The 16,092-nt window shown below is 30.1% G+C and carries 13 protein-coding genes; 10 read left to right on the forward strand and 3 right to left on the reverse strand.

Translation table 11 applies throughout. The annotated features are described in order from the left end of the window. Nucleotides 1-38 precede the first annotated feature (38 nt). Nucleotides 39-1,127 (reverse strand): M42 family metallopeptidase, encoded by a 1,089-nt coding sequence (locus AC2D6T_RS05730; RefSeq protein ID WP_484680783.1) that lies wholly within the window; start codon nucleotides 1,125-1,127, stop codon nucleotides 39-41. Between the two features lie 655 nt (nucleotides 1,128-1,782). Between AC2D6T_RS05730 and AC2D6T_RS05735 the strand changes: the two genes are divergently transcribed. The 10 genes from AC2D6T_RS05735 (at nucleotide 1,783) to AC2D6T_RS05780 (ending at nucleotide 11,766) form a co-directional block, all read left to right on the forward strand. Further along, nucleotides 1,783-2,874 carry an esterase-like activity of phytase family protein gene (locus AC2D6T_RS05735; RefSeq protein ID WP_484680784.1) on the forward strand — a complete coding sequence of 364 codons (1,092 nt, stop codon included), beginning with the start codon at nucleotides 1,783-1,785 and terminating at the stop codon, nucleotides 2,872-2,874. 36 nt (nucleotides 2,875-2,910) lie between these two features. Further along, nucleotides 2,911-3,426 carry a DUF6913 domain-containing protein gene (locus AC2D6T_RS05740; protein WP_484680785.1) on the forward strand — a complete coding sequence of 172 codons (516 nt, stop codon included), beginning with the start codon at nucleotides 2,911-2,913 and terminating at the stop codon, nucleotides 3,424-3,426. 105 nt (nucleotides 3,427-3,531) lie between these two features. Further along, nucleotides 3,532-4,407 carry a 4-hydroxy-tetrahydrodipicolinate synthase gene (gene dapA, locus AC2D6T_RS05745; protein WP_484680786.1) on the forward strand — a complete coding sequence of 292 codons (876 nt, stop codon included), beginning with the start codon at nucleotides 3,532-3,534 and terminating at the stop codon, nucleotides 4,405-4,407. Between the two features lie 209 nt (nucleotides 4,408-4,616). Continuing rightward, a complete protein-coding gene (locus tag AC2D6T_RS05750) occupies nucleotides 4,617-5,486 on the forward strand; it encodes an outer membrane protein assembly factor BamD (protein ID WP_484680787.1) in 870 nt (289 codons plus the stop codon). 4 nt (nucleotides 5,487-5,490) lie between these two features. Next, the gene (locus AC2D6T_RS05755) at nucleotides 5,491-5,811 is read left to right on the forward strand and encodes a DNA-directed RNA polymerase subunit omega (protein ID WP_298949223.1); all 321 of its coding nucleotides are present in this window, start codon (nucleotides 5,491-5,493) and stop codon (nucleotides 5,809-5,811) included. Beyond that, the gene (coaBC, locus tag AC2D6T_RS05760) at nucleotides 5,811-7,022 is read left to right on the forward strand and encodes a bifunctional phosphopantothenoylcysteine decarboxylase/phosphopantothenate--cysteine ligase CoaBC (RefSeq protein WP_484680788.1); all 1,212 of its coding nucleotides are present in this window, start codon (nucleotides 5,811-5,813) and stop codon (nucleotides 7,020-7,022) included. The genes AC2D6T_RS05755 and coaBC overlap by 1 nt, the downstream gene beginning before the upstream one ends. Before the next feature lie 78 nt (nucleotides 7,023-7,100). Beyond that, nucleotides 7,101-7,991: a type IX secretion system protein PorD gene (porD, locus tag AC2D6T_RS05765; RefSeq protein WP_484680789.1), complete on the forward strand. Its 891-nt coding sequence runs from the start codon at nucleotides 7,101-7,103 to the stop codon at nucleotides 7,989-7,991. Nucleotides 7,992-8,062: 71 nt separating this feature from the next. After that, nucleotides 8,063-9,715 carry a DNA repair protein RecN gene (gene recN / locus AC2D6T_RS05770; RefSeq protein ID WP_484680790.1) on the forward strand — a complete coding sequence of 551 codons (1,653 nt, stop codon included), beginning with the start codon at nucleotides 8,063-8,065 and terminating at the stop codon, nucleotides 9,713-9,715. Nucleotides 9,716-9,825: 110 nt separating this feature from the next. Next, nucleotides 9,826-10,632: an enoyl-ACP reductase FabI gene (locus tag AC2D6T_RS05775; RefSeq protein ID WP_347186528.1), complete on the forward strand. Its 807-nt coding sequence runs from the start codon at nucleotides 9,826-9,828 to the stop codon at nucleotides 10,630-10,632. A gap of 177 nt (nucleotides 10,633-10,809) precedes the next feature. Further along, entirely contained in the window at nucleotides 10,810-11,766 is a 957-nt protein-coding gene (locus AC2D6T_RS05780) for a glycosyltransferase family 2 protein (RefSeq protein ID WP_484680791.1), read from the forward strand. A gap of 154 nt (nucleotides 11,767-11,920) precedes the next feature. Here AC2D6T_RS05780 and AC2D6T_RS05785 read toward each other — a convergent pair whose 3' ends face one another. Then, entirely contained in the window at nucleotides 11,921-14,701 is a 2,781-nt protein-coding gene (locus AC2D6T_RS05785; RefSeq protein WP_484680792.1) for an alpha-amylase family glycosyl hydrolase, read from the reverse strand. 59 nt (nucleotides 14,702-14,760) lie between these two features. Continuing rightward, nucleotides 14,761-16,083 carry a SusF/SusE family carbohydrate-binding protein gene (locus AC2D6T_RS05790; RefSeq protein ID WP_484680793.1) on the reverse strand — a complete coding sequence of 441 codons (1,323 nt, stop codon included), beginning with the start codon at nucleotides 16,081-16,083 and terminating at the stop codon, nucleotides 14,761-14,763. Nucleotides 16,084-16,092: the final 9 nt, after the last annotated feature.

Raw genomic sequence — 16,092 nt, forward strand, 5'->3', positions numbered from 1 at the left:
TTTAAATTCGTAATTCATAATTTCAAATTCGTAATTATTTATTTAAAATAAGAAAACGTTTCTCCGTCTTTAATATTTAGCAAAGTTTCGTAAATCATTTTAATTACATTTTCTACATCATCTCTATGTACCATTTCTACTGTGGTGTGCATGTATCTTAAAGGTAAAGAAATTAAAGCAGAAGCTACGCCACCATTGCTGTAAGCAAAAGCATCTGTATCTGTACCAGTTGCTCTAGATAATGCAGAACGTTGAAAAGGAATATTTTTGCTTTCTGCAGTTTCTGTAATTAAATCGCGTAATTTTTGCTGAACAGCTGGGGCGTAAGCTACAACAGGTCCTTTACCAATTTCTAAATGACCAGCTTTCTTTTTGTTAATCATTGGTGTTGTTGTGTCGTGAGTTACATCTGTAACAATAGCCACATTTGGTTTAATGGTTTGGGTAATCATTTCTGCACCTCTTAAACCAATTTCTTCTTGTACAGAGTTGGTTATGTACAAGCCAAAAGGCAATTTCTTTTTGTTTTCTTTTAACAAACGTGCTACTTCTGCAATCATAAAACCACCCATTCTGTTGTCTAAAGCTCTACAAACAAATTTGTCTCCATTTAAAATATGAAATTCATCGGGATAGGTAATTACGCAACCTACATAAACGCCTAAAGCTTCTACTTCTTCTTTTGTTGCACAACCACAATCTATAAAAATATTGTCTGGTTTTGGTGCTTCTTCATTAGATTTGTCTCTAGTATGTATTGCTGGCCAACCAAAAACACCTTTTACAATACCGTTTTTTGTATGAATATTTACTACTTTACTAGGTGCAATTTGATGATCTGAACCCCCATTTCTGGTTACGTAAATTAAGCCATTTTCTGAAATGTAATTTACATACCATGAAATTTCATCTGCATGCCCTTCTATAACTACTTTGTATTTTGCATCTGGATTGATAACTCCAACTGCAGATCCATAAGTGTCTGTAATAAAATTATCTACATAAGGTTTTAAATAGTTCATCCAAATTTTTTGGCCTTCCCATTCGTAACCAGTCGGTGCTGGATTGTTTAAGTATTTTTCTAAAAATGAAAGAGATTTTTTATTTAAAATCGTTTTTTTTGCCATTATATAAAATTTATAATTGTTTATTTTTCTTAGTTTTAGGTAAAAATAAAACGATTTTTTTACTAATCTTCATATTTGTTCTAAAATATTGTAACAAATCCCTAGGGATACTTATTTAATTAAAGTAATCTTTCAGTTTTTTAAAATTATCAGTAGCAACTTACATGATAAAAAAACAATGTTTTAATAAATAAAAAGGTTTAACTTTAGCTTTTGATATCAATAATACCTTACTATTACAGATAGTTTTTTAATGTGTATGCAAATAAAACCACTATTCTATAAAAAAGAACTAAAATAAACTCAAAGTATTTATTTGTAATAAATAATTTAACCAAAACATATAAAAATGGCGTAAAAGCAATTGATAATTTAAGTATAGAAATAGGTACAGGTATGTTTGGTTTATTAGGACCAAATGGTGCTGGTAATCCTTACAATAAATTAATAGACACAAAATCTGATGATAATAGAAGGAAGCTTTAAAAAAAAAACTATAAAGTATTAAAAAATTAAAGGTTACATGGTTTTTTATTTATTTTGCGTTTGTCTTTTTGGGATAAAAAAGCGAAAAAAAATATTTATTTTTTAGAGGTTTAAATCACATTTAAAACAAAATACTAATACTTTTCAACAGTAAAAAGATTGTTAAATAATGAAACAAATTAAAAAAATACTAATTTTTAGTATAAGTATATTTTTTTTACTCTCCTGTAAAAAAGATAAAAACCTTTCTTTACAATATTTAGACGAGTATATTTTAAAAGAGTCAGCTTTTTTTAATAATACTTTGATTGGCGGTCTATCAGGGGTAGATTACACAAATGGTTTTTATTATTTTATTGTTGATGATGGCAATGATCCAAGGTTTTTAAAAGCAAAAATTAATATAGAAAATAATAAAATTACAAATATTAAGTTTTACAATGTTCATCATTTAAAGGATACAATAAGTACTTTTTATAAAAACAATTACTTTGATTTAGAATCTATTTTTGTTGATGAAAATACAAATGAAATCCATTTTGTTAGCGAGGGTAATATCGCATACAACAATCCAACCTTCGTTTTTAAAACAGATAGTTCAGGTTATTTTATAAAAGAATTTCCATTACCAAAAACCTTGTCTCATATACAAAACATGAAACATAATGCTACTTTAGAAGCTTCTTCTAAAAGTGCTAATAGCAAAGGGTTTTGGGTGGCTATGGAAGGTGTCTTAAAATCAGATGGAGTAGATCCTACTTTTACCGAAACAAATTCGCCAATTAGACTAACTTATTTTGATAAACAAACAGGTAAAGCTACTAAGCAATTTGCATATCAACTAGAAAAAATTACAAAGCCTGCTAAAGGAGATGTAAATTTAAACGGAGTTACAGCTATTTTAGAATATGAAGAAAATAAGTTTTTTGTGGTAGAAAGAACCTATCAAAATGGATATGATGTTTACGGAAATATTATTCGTGTTTTTAAGGCAGAAGTTACAGAAAGTACGACCAATTGTATAGCAATAGATTCTTTAAAGAACACAAAATTTATCGCTTTAAAAAAAACATTAATATTTAATTTTGAAAGTATAAAAGATAAGTTAGCCCACGGATTTATAGATAATATAGAAGGAATTACATTTGGGCCAACATTAAAAAATGGGAATAATACCTTACTGTTTGTTTCTGATAATAATTTTCAAAAATATGGCAAACAATTAAACCAGTTTATTTTGCTAGAAATGACAGATAAATAAAATAATTACTACTTTTACGACACCAGAATTTTTTTAATGAAATTTACCAAACTCAAATACAATATTCTTCAGAAAAAATTTAATAAGTCTTTATTAAACTCTATAGAAACTAGAAAAATATCACAAAAAAAAATTGTTACTGTTGGTATTATTTCTACAGAAGACATTACATCTAAAATACCAATTTTAGATATTGTAGAAGATGCTTTAGAACTTAGAAACCTAAAAATATACTCTTACAGAAAGTTTAACAAGCATAACAAATACTCATACAAACATTTTTCTGAATCCGATTTAAATTGGAAAGGAGCTTATATTCAACAGAGTTTTAAAAGCTTTTTAGAACAACCGTTCGATTTGTTAATTGGCTACTTTAACCAACCTAATTTGTATGCAGAAAATGCTGTTTTACAATCTCAAGCAACTTTTAAAGTGGGCTTTTCTAAGGTAAATTCATCTCTTTTTGATATAGAAATTTCAGAAGATATAGCCAATGTGGATCAATTTATATCCGAACTAAAAAAATACCTGCAAATTTTAAAAAAGCTATAAATTTAAACTTTCTATAAAAAGTTGTTTATTCTTTCTATTCCGTTTAAAAACCTAGTTTAAAATCAATCTTAAAATTGTAATTTTGCATTTCTAAATAAGTATATAATGCAAAAATTTATAGGCACAGGTGTTGCTTTAATTACCCCTTTTAAAGATGATTTAAGTGTAGATTTTAATGCACTAGAAAAATTAGTGAATTATAACATAGAAAATGGCACCAACTATTTAGTAATAAATGGTACAACTGCAGAAAGTGCAACCATTTCTAAACAAGAAAGACAACAAATAATTAACGCTATTGTAAAAGTAAACGCTAATAGAGTTCCTTTAGTTTTAGGTATTGGCGGTAATAATACAATGGCTGTTGTAGAAGATATAAAAAATACAGACTTAAGCAAAATAGATGGTATTTTGTCTGTAGCGCCATATTACAGTAAACCAACACAAGAAGGTTTTTATCAGCATTTTAAAGCCATTGCACAAGCAACACAAAAGCCAATCATTCTATATAATGTACCTGGCAGAACCGCAAAAAATATGGATGCAAGTACAACCATACGTTTGGCAAAAGATTTTAAAAATATAGTTGGTGTAAAAGAAGCAGGTAACAATACACAAAAATATTTAGAGCTTTTAAGAGATAAACCAGCAGATTTTTTAATAATTTCTGGTGATGATGATTTGGCTTTAGGAGTTACTTTAGCAGGTGGTTCTGGTGTAATTTCTGTAATTGGGCAAGCGTATCCAAAAGCATTTTCTAATATGATTAACTGCGGATTAGAAGGCAAAAACAAAGAAGGGTATGCAACTCATTTTAAAATGATGGAAATTATCGATTTAATTTTTGCAGAAAACAATCCAGCAGGTATAAAAACCGTTTTACAAGAAATGGGTATTTGTAAAAACACAGTTCGTTTACCATTGGTACCAGCAAGTAAAGAATTAGAAAGTAAAATAGCGGCTTTTGTAGCCCAGTTTTAAATTTTACATCAAGTTTAAGATTAACAAACTTTTAATATCTAAATTTACTTTTAACCATATTTTTTATTGATAATTGTAGAGTACAATTTAATTACAGATAAATCGTTTTTAAATTATCATAAAATCAAAGAATTACAATTATAAGTTTAGTTTCTAGTTGCTCAAAATAAATTCTTTTATTATCCATAATTAATTACTAATTTTGCCCAATGCAAAAAATTAAAAATTTAGCGTATTTATTTGTACTTAGCTTGTTGTTATTCTCTTGTGGAGAGTATCAAAAAGTATTAAATAAAGGTACTGTAGAAGAGCAATATAAAATGGCTGTAAAATTATACGAAAGCCAAAAATATTCGAAAGCATTGCGTTTATTTGAGAAAATTACCCCATCTTACAGAGGTAAACCTCAAATGGAGCGTGTTTCTTTTATGGTAGCACAATCTAATTTAAACGAAAAAAACTATACAATTGCGGGTTACTATTTTGATCGTTTTGTAAAAAACTATTCGAAAAGTTCTAAAAAAGAAGAAGCAGCATTTTTGACTGCCTACAGTTATAAATTAGCATCACCCAGGTTTAGTATAGACCCTACAGATACCAATAAAGCTTTAGAAGCATTTCAAAGTTTTATAAATAATTATCCAGATTCTGATAAAATAGAAGAAGCTAATAAATATTACAAAGAGATAAGGCAAAAACTAGAAAAAAAGTATTTCGAAATTGCCAAAACATACTACAGAACTGCAGATTACGATTTAAGAAATTACAAAGCAGCAATACAAGCGTTTGACAATTTGTTAGAAGATTATTTAGGTACAAAATACAAAGAAGAAGCTTTATATTACAGACTTAAAGCCGCACATGATTTTGTGCTAAAAAGTACAGATAGAAGAAAGACAGAGCGAGCTAAAGAAGCTGTAGACGCATACGATAAGCTAAAAATTAATTTTCCCAATTCTAAATTTATGGAAGATGCTAACGAAATGTTAGCCACTTTAGAAAAAGAGAAAGAAAAAGGAGACGTTTTTTTAAAAAAGCTTGACGAATACAATAAAAAGAACAAAGAAAACATAAAATAGTATTATGGATTATAAAGATACAAATGCAGCATTAAGTACCATTACTTACAACAAAGAAGAAATAGAGGCGCCAACTCAAAATATTTACGAAGCGATTTCTATTATTGCAAAAAGAGCTGAACAAATTAATGGAGACTTAAAGAAAGAATTGGTAGAAAAACTAGACGAATTTGCTACCTATAACGATTCTTTAGAAGAAGTTTTTGAAAACAAAGAACAAATAGAGGTATCTAAATTTTACGAAAGATTACCCAAACCAGCAGCAATTGCAGTAGAAGAGTGGTTAAATGATAAAGTTTATCATAGAACTCCTGATGCAGAGTAATGTCTGTTTTAAAAAATAAAAAAATACTTTTAGGTATTACTGCAGGAATTGCAGCATACAAAACGGCTAGTTTAGTTCGTTTATTTATAAAATTAGGCGCAGATGTTAAAGTTATAATGACACCTGCGTCTAAAGATTTTATAACACCTCTTACACTATCTACACTTTCTAAAAATCCTGTAAACTCTTCATTTTACTCTAAAGAAGACGAAAATGAATTGTGGAACAATCATGTAGAATTAGGACTTTGGGCAGATTTTATGTTAATTGCACCAGCAACAGCAAACACACTATCTAAAATGACTCATGGAACTTGCGATAATTTATTATTGGCAACCTATTTGTCTGCAAAATGTCCTGTGTATTTTGCACCAGCTATGGATTTGGATATGTATATCCATCCATCAACAAAGAAAAATTTAGATACTTTACAAAGCTTTGGTCATATTTTAATACCTGCAACTTCTGGTGAATTGGCAAGTGGTTTGGTAGGTGAAGGTAGAATGGCAGAACCTGAAGATATTGTATCATTTATAGAAAAAGATATTGTTTCTAAATTGCCTTTAAAAGGAAAAAAAATATTGCTAACAGCAGGTCCAACATACGAAGCTATTGATCCTGTTCGTTTTATTGGCAATCATTCTTCGGGTAAAATGGGATTTGCAATTGCAGAAGCAGCTGCAAATTTAGGTGCAGAAGTTTTTTTAATTTCGGGCCCAAGCAACCAACAAACAAAACATTCTTTTGTACATAGAATTAATGTGGTTTCTGCTGAACAAATGTACATAGAAGCACATAAATATTTTGATCAAGTAGATATTGCTATTTTTTCTGCAGCTGTGGCAGATTATAAACCAAAAAATGTTGTCAATCAGAAAATAAAAAAGTCTTCAGCAACGTTAGAGATTCAGTTAACACCTACAAAAGATATTTTAGCATCTTTAGGAGCTGTTAAAAAAGAGCAATTTTTAGTAGGTTTTGCATTAGAAAGCAATAACGAACTAAAAAATGCAAAAACTAAATTAGAAAGAAAAAATTTAGATGCTATTGTACTAAATTCTTTACAAGATAAAGGTGCAGGTTTTGCAACTGATACCAATAAAATTACTATTATTGATAAAAATTTTAACGAGAAATCGTTTCCATTAAAATCTAAAGTAGAAGTTGCTAAAGATATAATGAATGAAATTGTAAATAAATTACAAAAATAAATTGTCTGTTAAAGTTGTTGTAGCTAGTTTTTAGATAGTTAATCAACACAATTAAATAAACAAAGCTAATTTTATAAAATGCGTAAACTCTTATTTTTTTTTATTTTTTTGTCCGCTAGTTTGTATGTAACCTCACAAGAGCTAAATGCTTTGGTTACTGTAAATTACAATCAGGTACAAGGGTCTAATACCCAAGTTTTTAAAACATTACAAACTTCGTTAACAGAATTTGTAAACCAAACAAAATGGACTAACAAAACGGTACAGCCAGAAGAGCGAATAGATTGCGCATTTACCATTATAATAACTTCTAGAAACAACAACAATTTTACAGCAACCTTACAGGTACAATCTACAAGACCCATTTTTAATTCAACATATGCGTCGCCTATTTTAAATATTAAAGACAACGAATTTAATTTTCGTTACAACGAGTTTGATCCTTTAATTTATAATAGAAATACTTTTGATAGCAACCTAATCTCTACCATTGTTTTTTATATTCACGTAATTTTAGGCTTAGATGCAGATACTTTTGCACTTTATGGAGGAGAAAACGAATTAAAAGAAGCGCAAAATGTAATGTTACAGGCGCAACAAAGTGGACTTACCTCTTGGCAAAATGTGGTTGGAAAACAAAATCGTTTTTTATTAATAGACAATTTAATGGCGCCAAAATTAAAAGTGTTTAGAAATACTTTATACAATTATCATAGAAAAGGTTTCGATAATTTGGTAAGATCCAAAGTATCGTCTCAACAAAGTATAGAAGACAGTGTAATTGCATTAGAAGGCATTTTTAATAAAACAGTGGGTAATTATCTAATTAGAGTGTTCTTTGATGCAAAAGTAGATGAAATTGTTAATCTATACTCAGAAGAAACTCAAACCAGAAAAAAACAACGTTTGATACAAACTGTTCGTAGAATTTCTCCCAATAATAATTCTAAGTGGAGAAAAATAGATTAGATAGATATAAAAAAACATTTCTTTAGAATTCACAATTTTTCACTAATTTTATCTTCTAAAAATTAGTCAATTTGCTATCACAACTTTCTATAAATAATTACGCTTTAATCAATCATTTAAGTATTGATTTTTCTAACGGTTTATCTATCATTACTGGAGAAACTGGTGCAGGAAAATCGATTTTACTAGGCGCTTTGGGCTTGGTTTTGGGTAACAGAGCAGATTTATCGTCTCTAAAAGACACTTCTCAAAAATGTATTGTAGAAGCTAAATTGGCAATTACTAATTACAACTTACAAGATTTTTTTGAAGAAGTAGATTTAGATTACGAAGCAGAAACCATTATTAGAAGAGAAATTTTACCTTCAGGAAAATCAAGAGCTTTTGTAAATGATACACCTGTAACCTTATCAGTTTTAAACGAGTTAAGAACAAAATTGATAGATGTGCATTCGCAACATCAAACCATGCAGTTATCAGATACCTCTTTTCAGTTTGCCATTATTGATGCACTTGCACAAAATCAAGGAAAAATAGCCTCTTACAACAGTGGTTTTACACAGCTGAATGTGCTTAAAAAGGAACTAGAAGTATTAGAAAATCAGCAAAAAGAAGCCAACCAACAATATGATTACAATTTGCATCTATTTACAGAATTAGAAAAAGCAAATATTAAAAAAGAAGAACAAGACGAGTTAGAGGAAAAATTAGAGAAATTAAATAATATAGAGCACATCAAGCTCAACTTGTCTGAAGCTTTAGAAATTTCCATAAATGAAGAAATTGGCATACAAAATTTACTACACAGTCTAGAAACTAAATTAACTAAAATTGCCCCTTTTTCTAAAGAATACCAAGAGGTATTAGCAAGAATAACCTCTGTAAAAATAGAGGTTGATGATATTGTTACAGAATTAGAAAATGCCAACGAAACTGTAGAGTTTCGTCCTAACGAAGCAGAAGAAATTAACGACAGACTGCAAGTGTTATACAATTTGCAAAAAAAACATTATGTAAACTCTAATGAAGAATTGTTAGCAGTATTAGAGCAATTATCAGAAAAAGTAAGACAAGTAGAATCTGCAGAGGAAGAGATAGAAAACAAGAAAAAAGAAATACATGCGGTTGCAGAAAAGTTAGATAATATTGCCCATTTAATCAGTAATGCTAGAAAAAAGGCAATTCCACATTTAACCAAAGAATTACAAAATTTACTAGCAGATTTAGGCATGCAAAATGCACGCTTTTCAATAAAAGTAAAACCCACTATTATTTATTTTTCAAACGGAAAAGACGAATTAGAATTTCTGTTTGCAGCCAACAAAGGTGGTAATTTTGGCGAACTAAAAAAAGTAGCTTCTGGTGGAGAGTTGTCTAGAATAATGCTATCTGTAAAAAAAGTATTATCAGAAAATACACAATTACCCACCATTATTTTTGATGAGATAGATACAGGTGTTTCTGGAGAAGTTTCTAACAAAATAGCAGCTATTATGCAAAATATGAGTAAAAATATGCAAGTAATTGCCATTACTCACTTACCACAAATTGCAGCCAAAGGAAACAGCCATTATAAAGTGTATAAAGAAGAAGTAAAAGGAGTAACTACTACCAATTTAAAGCAACTAACTACAGAAGAACGTGTTGTAGAAATTGCAGAAATGTTAAGTGGAAAAGATATTTCAGACTCAGCTTTAATCCACGCAAAAGAATTATTAAACTAGAAACAAGAAAAGTGTATTAAGAAAAAGGATAGTTGTCAGTTCGAGCGCAGACGAGAACTTAATTGAAAACGATCAAAAAAAACACTACCTACTAAAAACCAACAACCACAATGTACAATTTACTAAAAGGAAAAAAAGGAATTATTTTTGGTGCTTTAAACGAGCATTCAATTGCTTGGAAAGTAGCAGAAAGAGCCCATGAAGAAGGCGCCGAATTTGTATTAACAAATGCACCTATTGCTATGAGAATGGGCGAGTTAAATGCATTGGCAGAAAAAACAAACTCGCAAATTATTCCTGCAGACGCAACATCTGTAGAAGATTTAGAAAACCTGGTAGAAAAATCTATGAATATTCTTGGAGGTAAAATCGACTTTGTTTTACACTCGATAGGTATGTCTGTAAACGTAAGAAAAGGCAAACATTACACAGATCCAAAATACGATTTTACTACCAAAGGTTGGGATGTTTCAGCAGTCTCTTTTCATAAAACGATGAATGTTTTGTACAACAAAAAAGCCATGAACAAGTGGGGAAGCATTGTGGCTTTAACTTATATGGCCGCACAACGTGTTTTTCCAGATTATAATGATATGGCAGACAATAAAGCCTATTTAGAAAGCATTGCACGTAGTTTTGGTTATTTTTTTGGGCGCGATCACAAAGTGCGTGTCAACACCATTTCGCAATCGCCAACACCAACCACAGCTGGAACTGGTGTAAAAGGTTTTGATGGTTTTATTGCCTATGCAGAAAAAATGAGTCCTTTAGGCAATGCCACAGCAGCAGATTGTGCAGATTATACCATTTCGTTATTTTCAGATTTAACCAAAAAAGTAACTCTGCAAAACCTATTTCACGATGGAGGTTTTTCTAACATGGGCGTAAGCGATGCAGTTATGAAAAAGTTTGAGTAGAAGCCATTTCCTGCTTTCGCTACTCGCTTTTTTTATTCAAAAAAGAATAAAAAAGAGCTCAAACAAACCGCTCAATCAGGGCTAAACCTGTTTGCTAGCTAATAGCATATTTTAAAGTTGATTTTTTTTTTTTTAGTAATAAAAACTTTCAACTTTCAACTTTTAAACTTTAAAATTTTGAAACTTCTTTTCAGCATCATAATACCTGTTTATAATCGTCCTAAAGAAATAGACGAGTTGTTAGAAAGTCTTACCCAACAAGATTTTCTAGACAGTTTTCAGGTGCTTGTTATTGAAGATGGTTCATCAATAACATCTAAAGAAATTGTTAAAAAATATACTTCAAAACTTACTATAAAATATTTTTTTAAAGAAAACAGTGGAGCAGGAGCAAGCCGTAATTTTGGCATGCAAAAAGCCACAGGAAACTATTTTATCATTTTAGACTCAGATGTTATTGTGCCATCTCAATATTTATCTGAAGTAAAAAAAGTGTTAGAAACTAATTTTACAGATGCTTTTGGTGGTCCAGATGCAGCTCATAACAGTTTTACAGCACTACAAAAAGCCATTAATTATTCTATGACAGCTGTATTAACCACTGGCGGCATTAGGGGTAGAAAACAAGCCGTTGGTAAATTTCAACCTAGAAGTTTTAATTTAGGATTGTCTCAAAAAGCATTCGAAAAAACACAAGGTTTTTCTAAAATGAAAAACGGAGAAGATATCGATTTAACCTTTAGATTATGGCAAAATGGTTTCGAAACACAATTGATAGAAAAAGCATTTGTGTATCATAGACGTAGAAGCACCATACCAGAGTTTTTTAAGCAAACATTTGGTTTTGGAACTGCAAGACCTATCTTAAATAAAAAGTATCCTAAAACTGCTAAAATTACTTATTGGTTTCCAAGTGTGTTTATTTTAGGCTTGGTTTTTAGTGTGTTTTTAGCCTTTTTTGGAGAGCTTATTTTACTAGCTTGCTATTATCTGTATTTCTTAGTTTTATTAGTAGGTGCAACGCTTAAATACGGGCTTATAGTAGGTTTTTTAAGTATCTTAACTACTATAACTCAATTTTTTGGTTATGGTTTGGGGTTTTTGAAAAGCCGTTTTTTTTTAGGAACTCACTAACTTTTTTTTAAATAAATGATTTTTAAATCTTTTATATACTAAGTTGGTAAAGCTATTTTTTGAGTAACCCTTAATTATTTCTTAGAAATATTTTAAGTAAATGTAAAAAAAAAGAGTTGATAAAATCAACTCTCTTTTTTAGTATAAATAAAAATTATTTAATAATTAATTTTTTAGTTTTTATTTTATTGTTAGTTGTTTTGATTCTTGCAAAATAAATCCCTTTATTTAAACCAGTAACAGAGTAGTTTTTGTTAGTATTTGTTTTAGTAAACCTTTTTACGATTTTACCAGTCAAATCAAAAACAACCACTTCATTAACAGCTTTGTTTATTTTAAAACTATTAGAAGTAGGATTGGGGTATAATTTTAAAATGTTGTTTTCTACCTCTATATCTTCGTTAGAAAGAGTTGCCGGCATATTGCCATATATTCTAAACTCACCAGGAGCTAAAGCTATTTGAGAAGTGGTATTGGTTACGTTGTAGGTTGCGTTGTTCTCTAATAAATTATACCAAGTTCCTGTCTGCTGAAAAGAGGGTGTGATACTTTGTGTTGTAACTCCAAAATTCCCTAAAATTAAAACATATTGTAAGTCAACTGCGTTCGAGTTTGTTAATTGAATTTTCTTTAAACCATTTGTATTTGAAGCATCAATAGAAAAGTTTGAAGTTTTAAAAATTTCATATTTTAATTTTAAATGAATTAGTTTAGACCAAGTATTATATACATCTTTTCTGTCTTGATCATCAAAATAATTCCATAAAATTGGTTTATTACCTGTTCGTCCATTTTGATCGATAGAAATATCATAACCCAATTCCCCAAATTGCCAAATCATTTTTGGTCCTGGAACTGTAAAATAAAAAGCAGCAGCCAATTCTTCTCTATCTAAAGCTGTGCTTATATTTTTGATATTATAATTTCCACTAGAATTACCAAATTGTAAGTTTTTATACATTAAACGCTCTTCATCATGGCTTTCCATATAACTTACATTTGCAGGCACAGACCAACCTCTGTTTTTAAAAGAAATCCAAGAAAAATCTGAATCGCTACCAAAACCCATTGTTGCTTGGTTGTATTGATGATTGTGGTTGCCCCAAACTAGAATACCTTTACCTTCATTTAACCTATAATTTACCCATTCAGTTTCTTCTGTATTTGTACCTAAATGTTCAAATATGATGTAAAAATCAGGATCAATTTCCCATTGATAATCTGCATATTCTTTTAAAACATCTACTCTATCTTGCTGATATGCGTTAGTACAAACTTCACTTCCTGTACAATTTTGAGTAAATCCTTTGGTTAAATCCCATCTAAAACCATCAATTTTATATTCTTCAATCCAATATTGAGACACTCTTTTTACATAATCTCTAACATCTTGTTTAGAGTGATTAAAATCGTTAAAAACACTGTAAGAATGTCTTGCGATAGGATTAAAAAAAGGACTATTTGTACTTGCTTGTCCACCATAACCTCCATTGTCTGTATTCCACATTCTGTAATATGGGTTTTGACCAGAAGCATGGTTAAATGCAACATCAATAATTACAGCAATTCCACGTCTATGACATTCATCAATAAACTTTTTAAATGCGGTTGTGTTACCATAATATTTGTCTAATGCCATATGAAAAGAAGGGTTATATCCCCAAGATTCATTGCCATCAAACTCCATTACAGGTAAAAATTCGATAGCATTGATACCTAAGCCTTGAAGGTAATCTAAACGTGCTTTTACAGCATCAAAACTATGTAATACATCAAAATCACGAATTAACAGTTCATAGATTACCAAATCTGTTTTAGCAGGTTTTGTGAAATTTGTATGTTGCCATACATAATCTGAATCACCAGTTCTTAACAAAGTAACTGCATGATTGGTTTTTCCTGAAGGATAATTTGGTAAATTTGGATAAGTAATATCATTTATATATTGATCATTATATTCTGATAAAACCACAGTAGAGTAAGGGTCTGCAACTCTCAAATCTGCTTCTATAATATATTGATAAGTATAATCTGTTTGTGGACTTAGATTTGTAAGTTCTATCCAAAAACGATTTTTAGAGTTGTCTTTTTTTAGCAAGTAATTATTATCAATTTCCCAATTGTTAAAATTACCAATTATATGTACAAATTCTTTTCCTGGTGCGTAAAAAACTAAAGTAGCTTTTGTGTTGTCAGAAGTGTTTAAATTAATGCCATCTTTTAAATTTGCAGGTAGTGTAGCCTCTGTAACAGTTGGTTTTACAATAGCTTGAAACGTTACACTTTTAGTTTTACCATTATTAATAGCTTCTAGAATATAAGTTGTGTTTTCTGAAACTGTTGGTGAAAAACTATAAGATGTTAAGTTTGATTTTTGGTCTATAGTGGCTCCGTTTGCTTTTAAAGTAAAGTTAGCGTTTAGAGAAGAAGTTGCATTTATAGTTAATGTTTCACCAGCATTTAAAATTGTTGTTGAGGTTGATGGTGCGTCTAATGTTAATTGAAAAGAACCTACATTAAAAATAAAATCTGCACAACTATTATCTTTCAGTTCTTGGTTACCAGATTCATTTCTAAATACCATACCCATATTGGTAATGCTTGCTGCTTCTGTATCTGTTAACGAATAATAGGTTTTTGGTATAAAAGTAATTTCCCAACGATTGTTAGATGAATTATAAGTCATTTCTCCAATTCCATCATTTTGTCCCCAATTGCCCACAACACTTGTGCTCCAAGCATCGCTTGCATTCCCCACACCAGAGTGTAAATATACTTTAGATGGATTATTTAATCCATTACAATCTGTTGCAGAGCTAGTAGCATCTAAACTAATGGTAATAGATTGGTTAATGTCAAAAGGATTTGGCGAAATGGTTACTTGACCAAAGCTTAAAGAACTAACAAATAAAATTAGAATTGTAATTTTTTTCATATAGTGTTGATTTTAAAAGACAAAGACTACCATTTGGTAGTCTTTGTCTTTTAAAAAAATTAATTTATTGTGTAAATAGGATTGTCTGGATCTGTAAAGTCTAAAACAAAAGAGTACGTTCCTGCAACTGCAATAATATTATCTCCTCCTAAATCTAAAGTTCCATCTGCGCCAGTATCACCATAATCTAAAGCCCAAGCCTCATTAGCTCTAAATTTATATTCACCATCTAAAAGAGTTACGTTGTTTAAAACCCAAACATCATCATTAGGTTGAGACCAATCTCTACTAAAAATGGCATCTGATGTAGCTCCCCAATCGTTATAAGCAGAACCTACAAGTCCCCAAATATGTTCAATAGGTTCTAGAGAATATGATAAGTCATTTAAATTAACAGTAACAATATATCTACCAGCTGTGGTTGCAATATTATCTCCTCCTAAATCTAAAGTTCCATCTGCACCAGTATCACCATAATCAGTAACCCATTCATTGTTCATTCTAAATTTCATTTCACCTTCTTCTAACTTTACAATCCCTCTAAACTGATCTGAATAAGAGTCGTAAGTTAGAGCGAAATCTGGAGTTGCACCCCAATTGTTATAAGCAGAACCTACAATACCAATTGTAAAAGGTTCCATAGTGTAAGTAAGGTTGTTTAAATTCATAAGAATTTTATAAGAACCTGCAGTTACAGCTATATTATCTCCGCCTGCATCTAAAGTTCCATCTGCACCAGTATCACCATAATCATTAGTCCAAAGGTTATTTTCTCTGAATTTTATTTCACCATCTATTAAAGTTACATAAGCAACTAAAACACCAGTATCTGAAGTTGTAAAAAATGGTAAATCTGGAGTTGCACCCCAATCATTGGCGGCAGAACCTACTACACCCCAAGTTGTAGATAAATCTAAGATACTAGAATATGGGGTTACATTGATGGTTTTTGCTTCAGAATCAATTAATAATTGTCCACCAACAAAACCTTGTAATTTTATTGATAAATCTGAAGCCATATCTGCTTCTGCCCCTACACCTAGAGCAATTGCATTTAGTTCTATAGTGGTAAATGATTTTTCTAAATCATCGCTAACATCTATACTAGTTGCTCCACTAAAATCTCCTGAAGCTAAATCTACAAGTAATTTATAAGTTGGTGCTGCACTAAAACCATAATCTGGTTCTGCCCAATGTGTATTTAAAGCAATATTGTCTTGATTTGCTTCTAAAAGTATTATAGGTGTAGTTTCTGCAACAATTAATTCTGTTGTAGAGTTTACGTTTTCATTTACTATTATTCGATCACTAATATCTTCGCAACTGGTAAAACCAATTGATACAATAATTAGAGCGAATAATGAATTTAATATTTTTTTCATGTCGTTATT

It is taken from the genome of Polaribacter sp. YIW18 (assembly GCF_057219325.1).

Bases quoted from the DNA above. Each gene is read 5' to 3' on its own strand.
- AC2D6T_RS05730 (WP_484680783.1), bottom strand. From the start codon at position 1,127: ATGGCAAAAAAAACGATTTTAAATAAAAAATCTCTTTCATTTTTAGAA.
- AC2D6T_RS05735 (WP_484680784.1), top strand. From the start codon at position 1,783: ATGAAACAAATTAAAAAAATACTAATTTTTAGTATAAGTATATTTTTT.
- AC2D6T_RS05740 (WP_484680785.1), top strand. From the start codon at position 2,911: ATGAAATTTACCAAACTCAAATACAATATTCTTCAGAAAAAATTTAAT.
- dapA (WP_484680786.1), top strand. From the start codon at position 3,532: ATGCAAAAATTTATAGGCACAGGTGTTGCTTTAATTACCCCTTTTAAA.
- AC2D6T_RS05750 (WP_484680787.1), top strand. From the start codon at position 4,617: ATGCAAAAAATTAAAAATTTAGCGTATTTATTTGTACTTAGCTTGTTG.
- AC2D6T_RS05755 (WP_298949223.1), top strand. From the start codon at position 5,491: ATGGATTATAAAGATACAAATGCAGCATTAAGTACCATTACTTACAAC.
- coaBC (WP_484680788.1), top strand. From the start codon at position 5,811: ATGTCTGTTTTAAAAAATAAAAAAATACTTTTAGGTATTACTGCAGGA.
- porD (WP_484680789.1), top strand. From the start codon at position 7,101: ATGCGTAAACTCTTATTTTTTTTTATTTTTTTGTCCGCTAGTTTGTAT.
- AC2D6T_RS05775 (WP_347186528.1), top strand. From the start codon at position 9,826: ATGTACAATTTACTAAAAGGAAAAAAAGGAATTATTTTTGGTGCTTTA.
- AC2D6T_RS05785 (WP_484680792.1), bottom strand. From the start codon at position 14,701: ATGAAAAAAATTACAATTCTAATTTTATTTGTTAGTTCTTTAAGCTTT.
- AC2D6T_RS05790 (WP_484680793.1), bottom strand. From the start codon at position 16,083: ATGAAAAAAATATTAAATTCATTATTCGCTCTAATTATTGTATCAATT.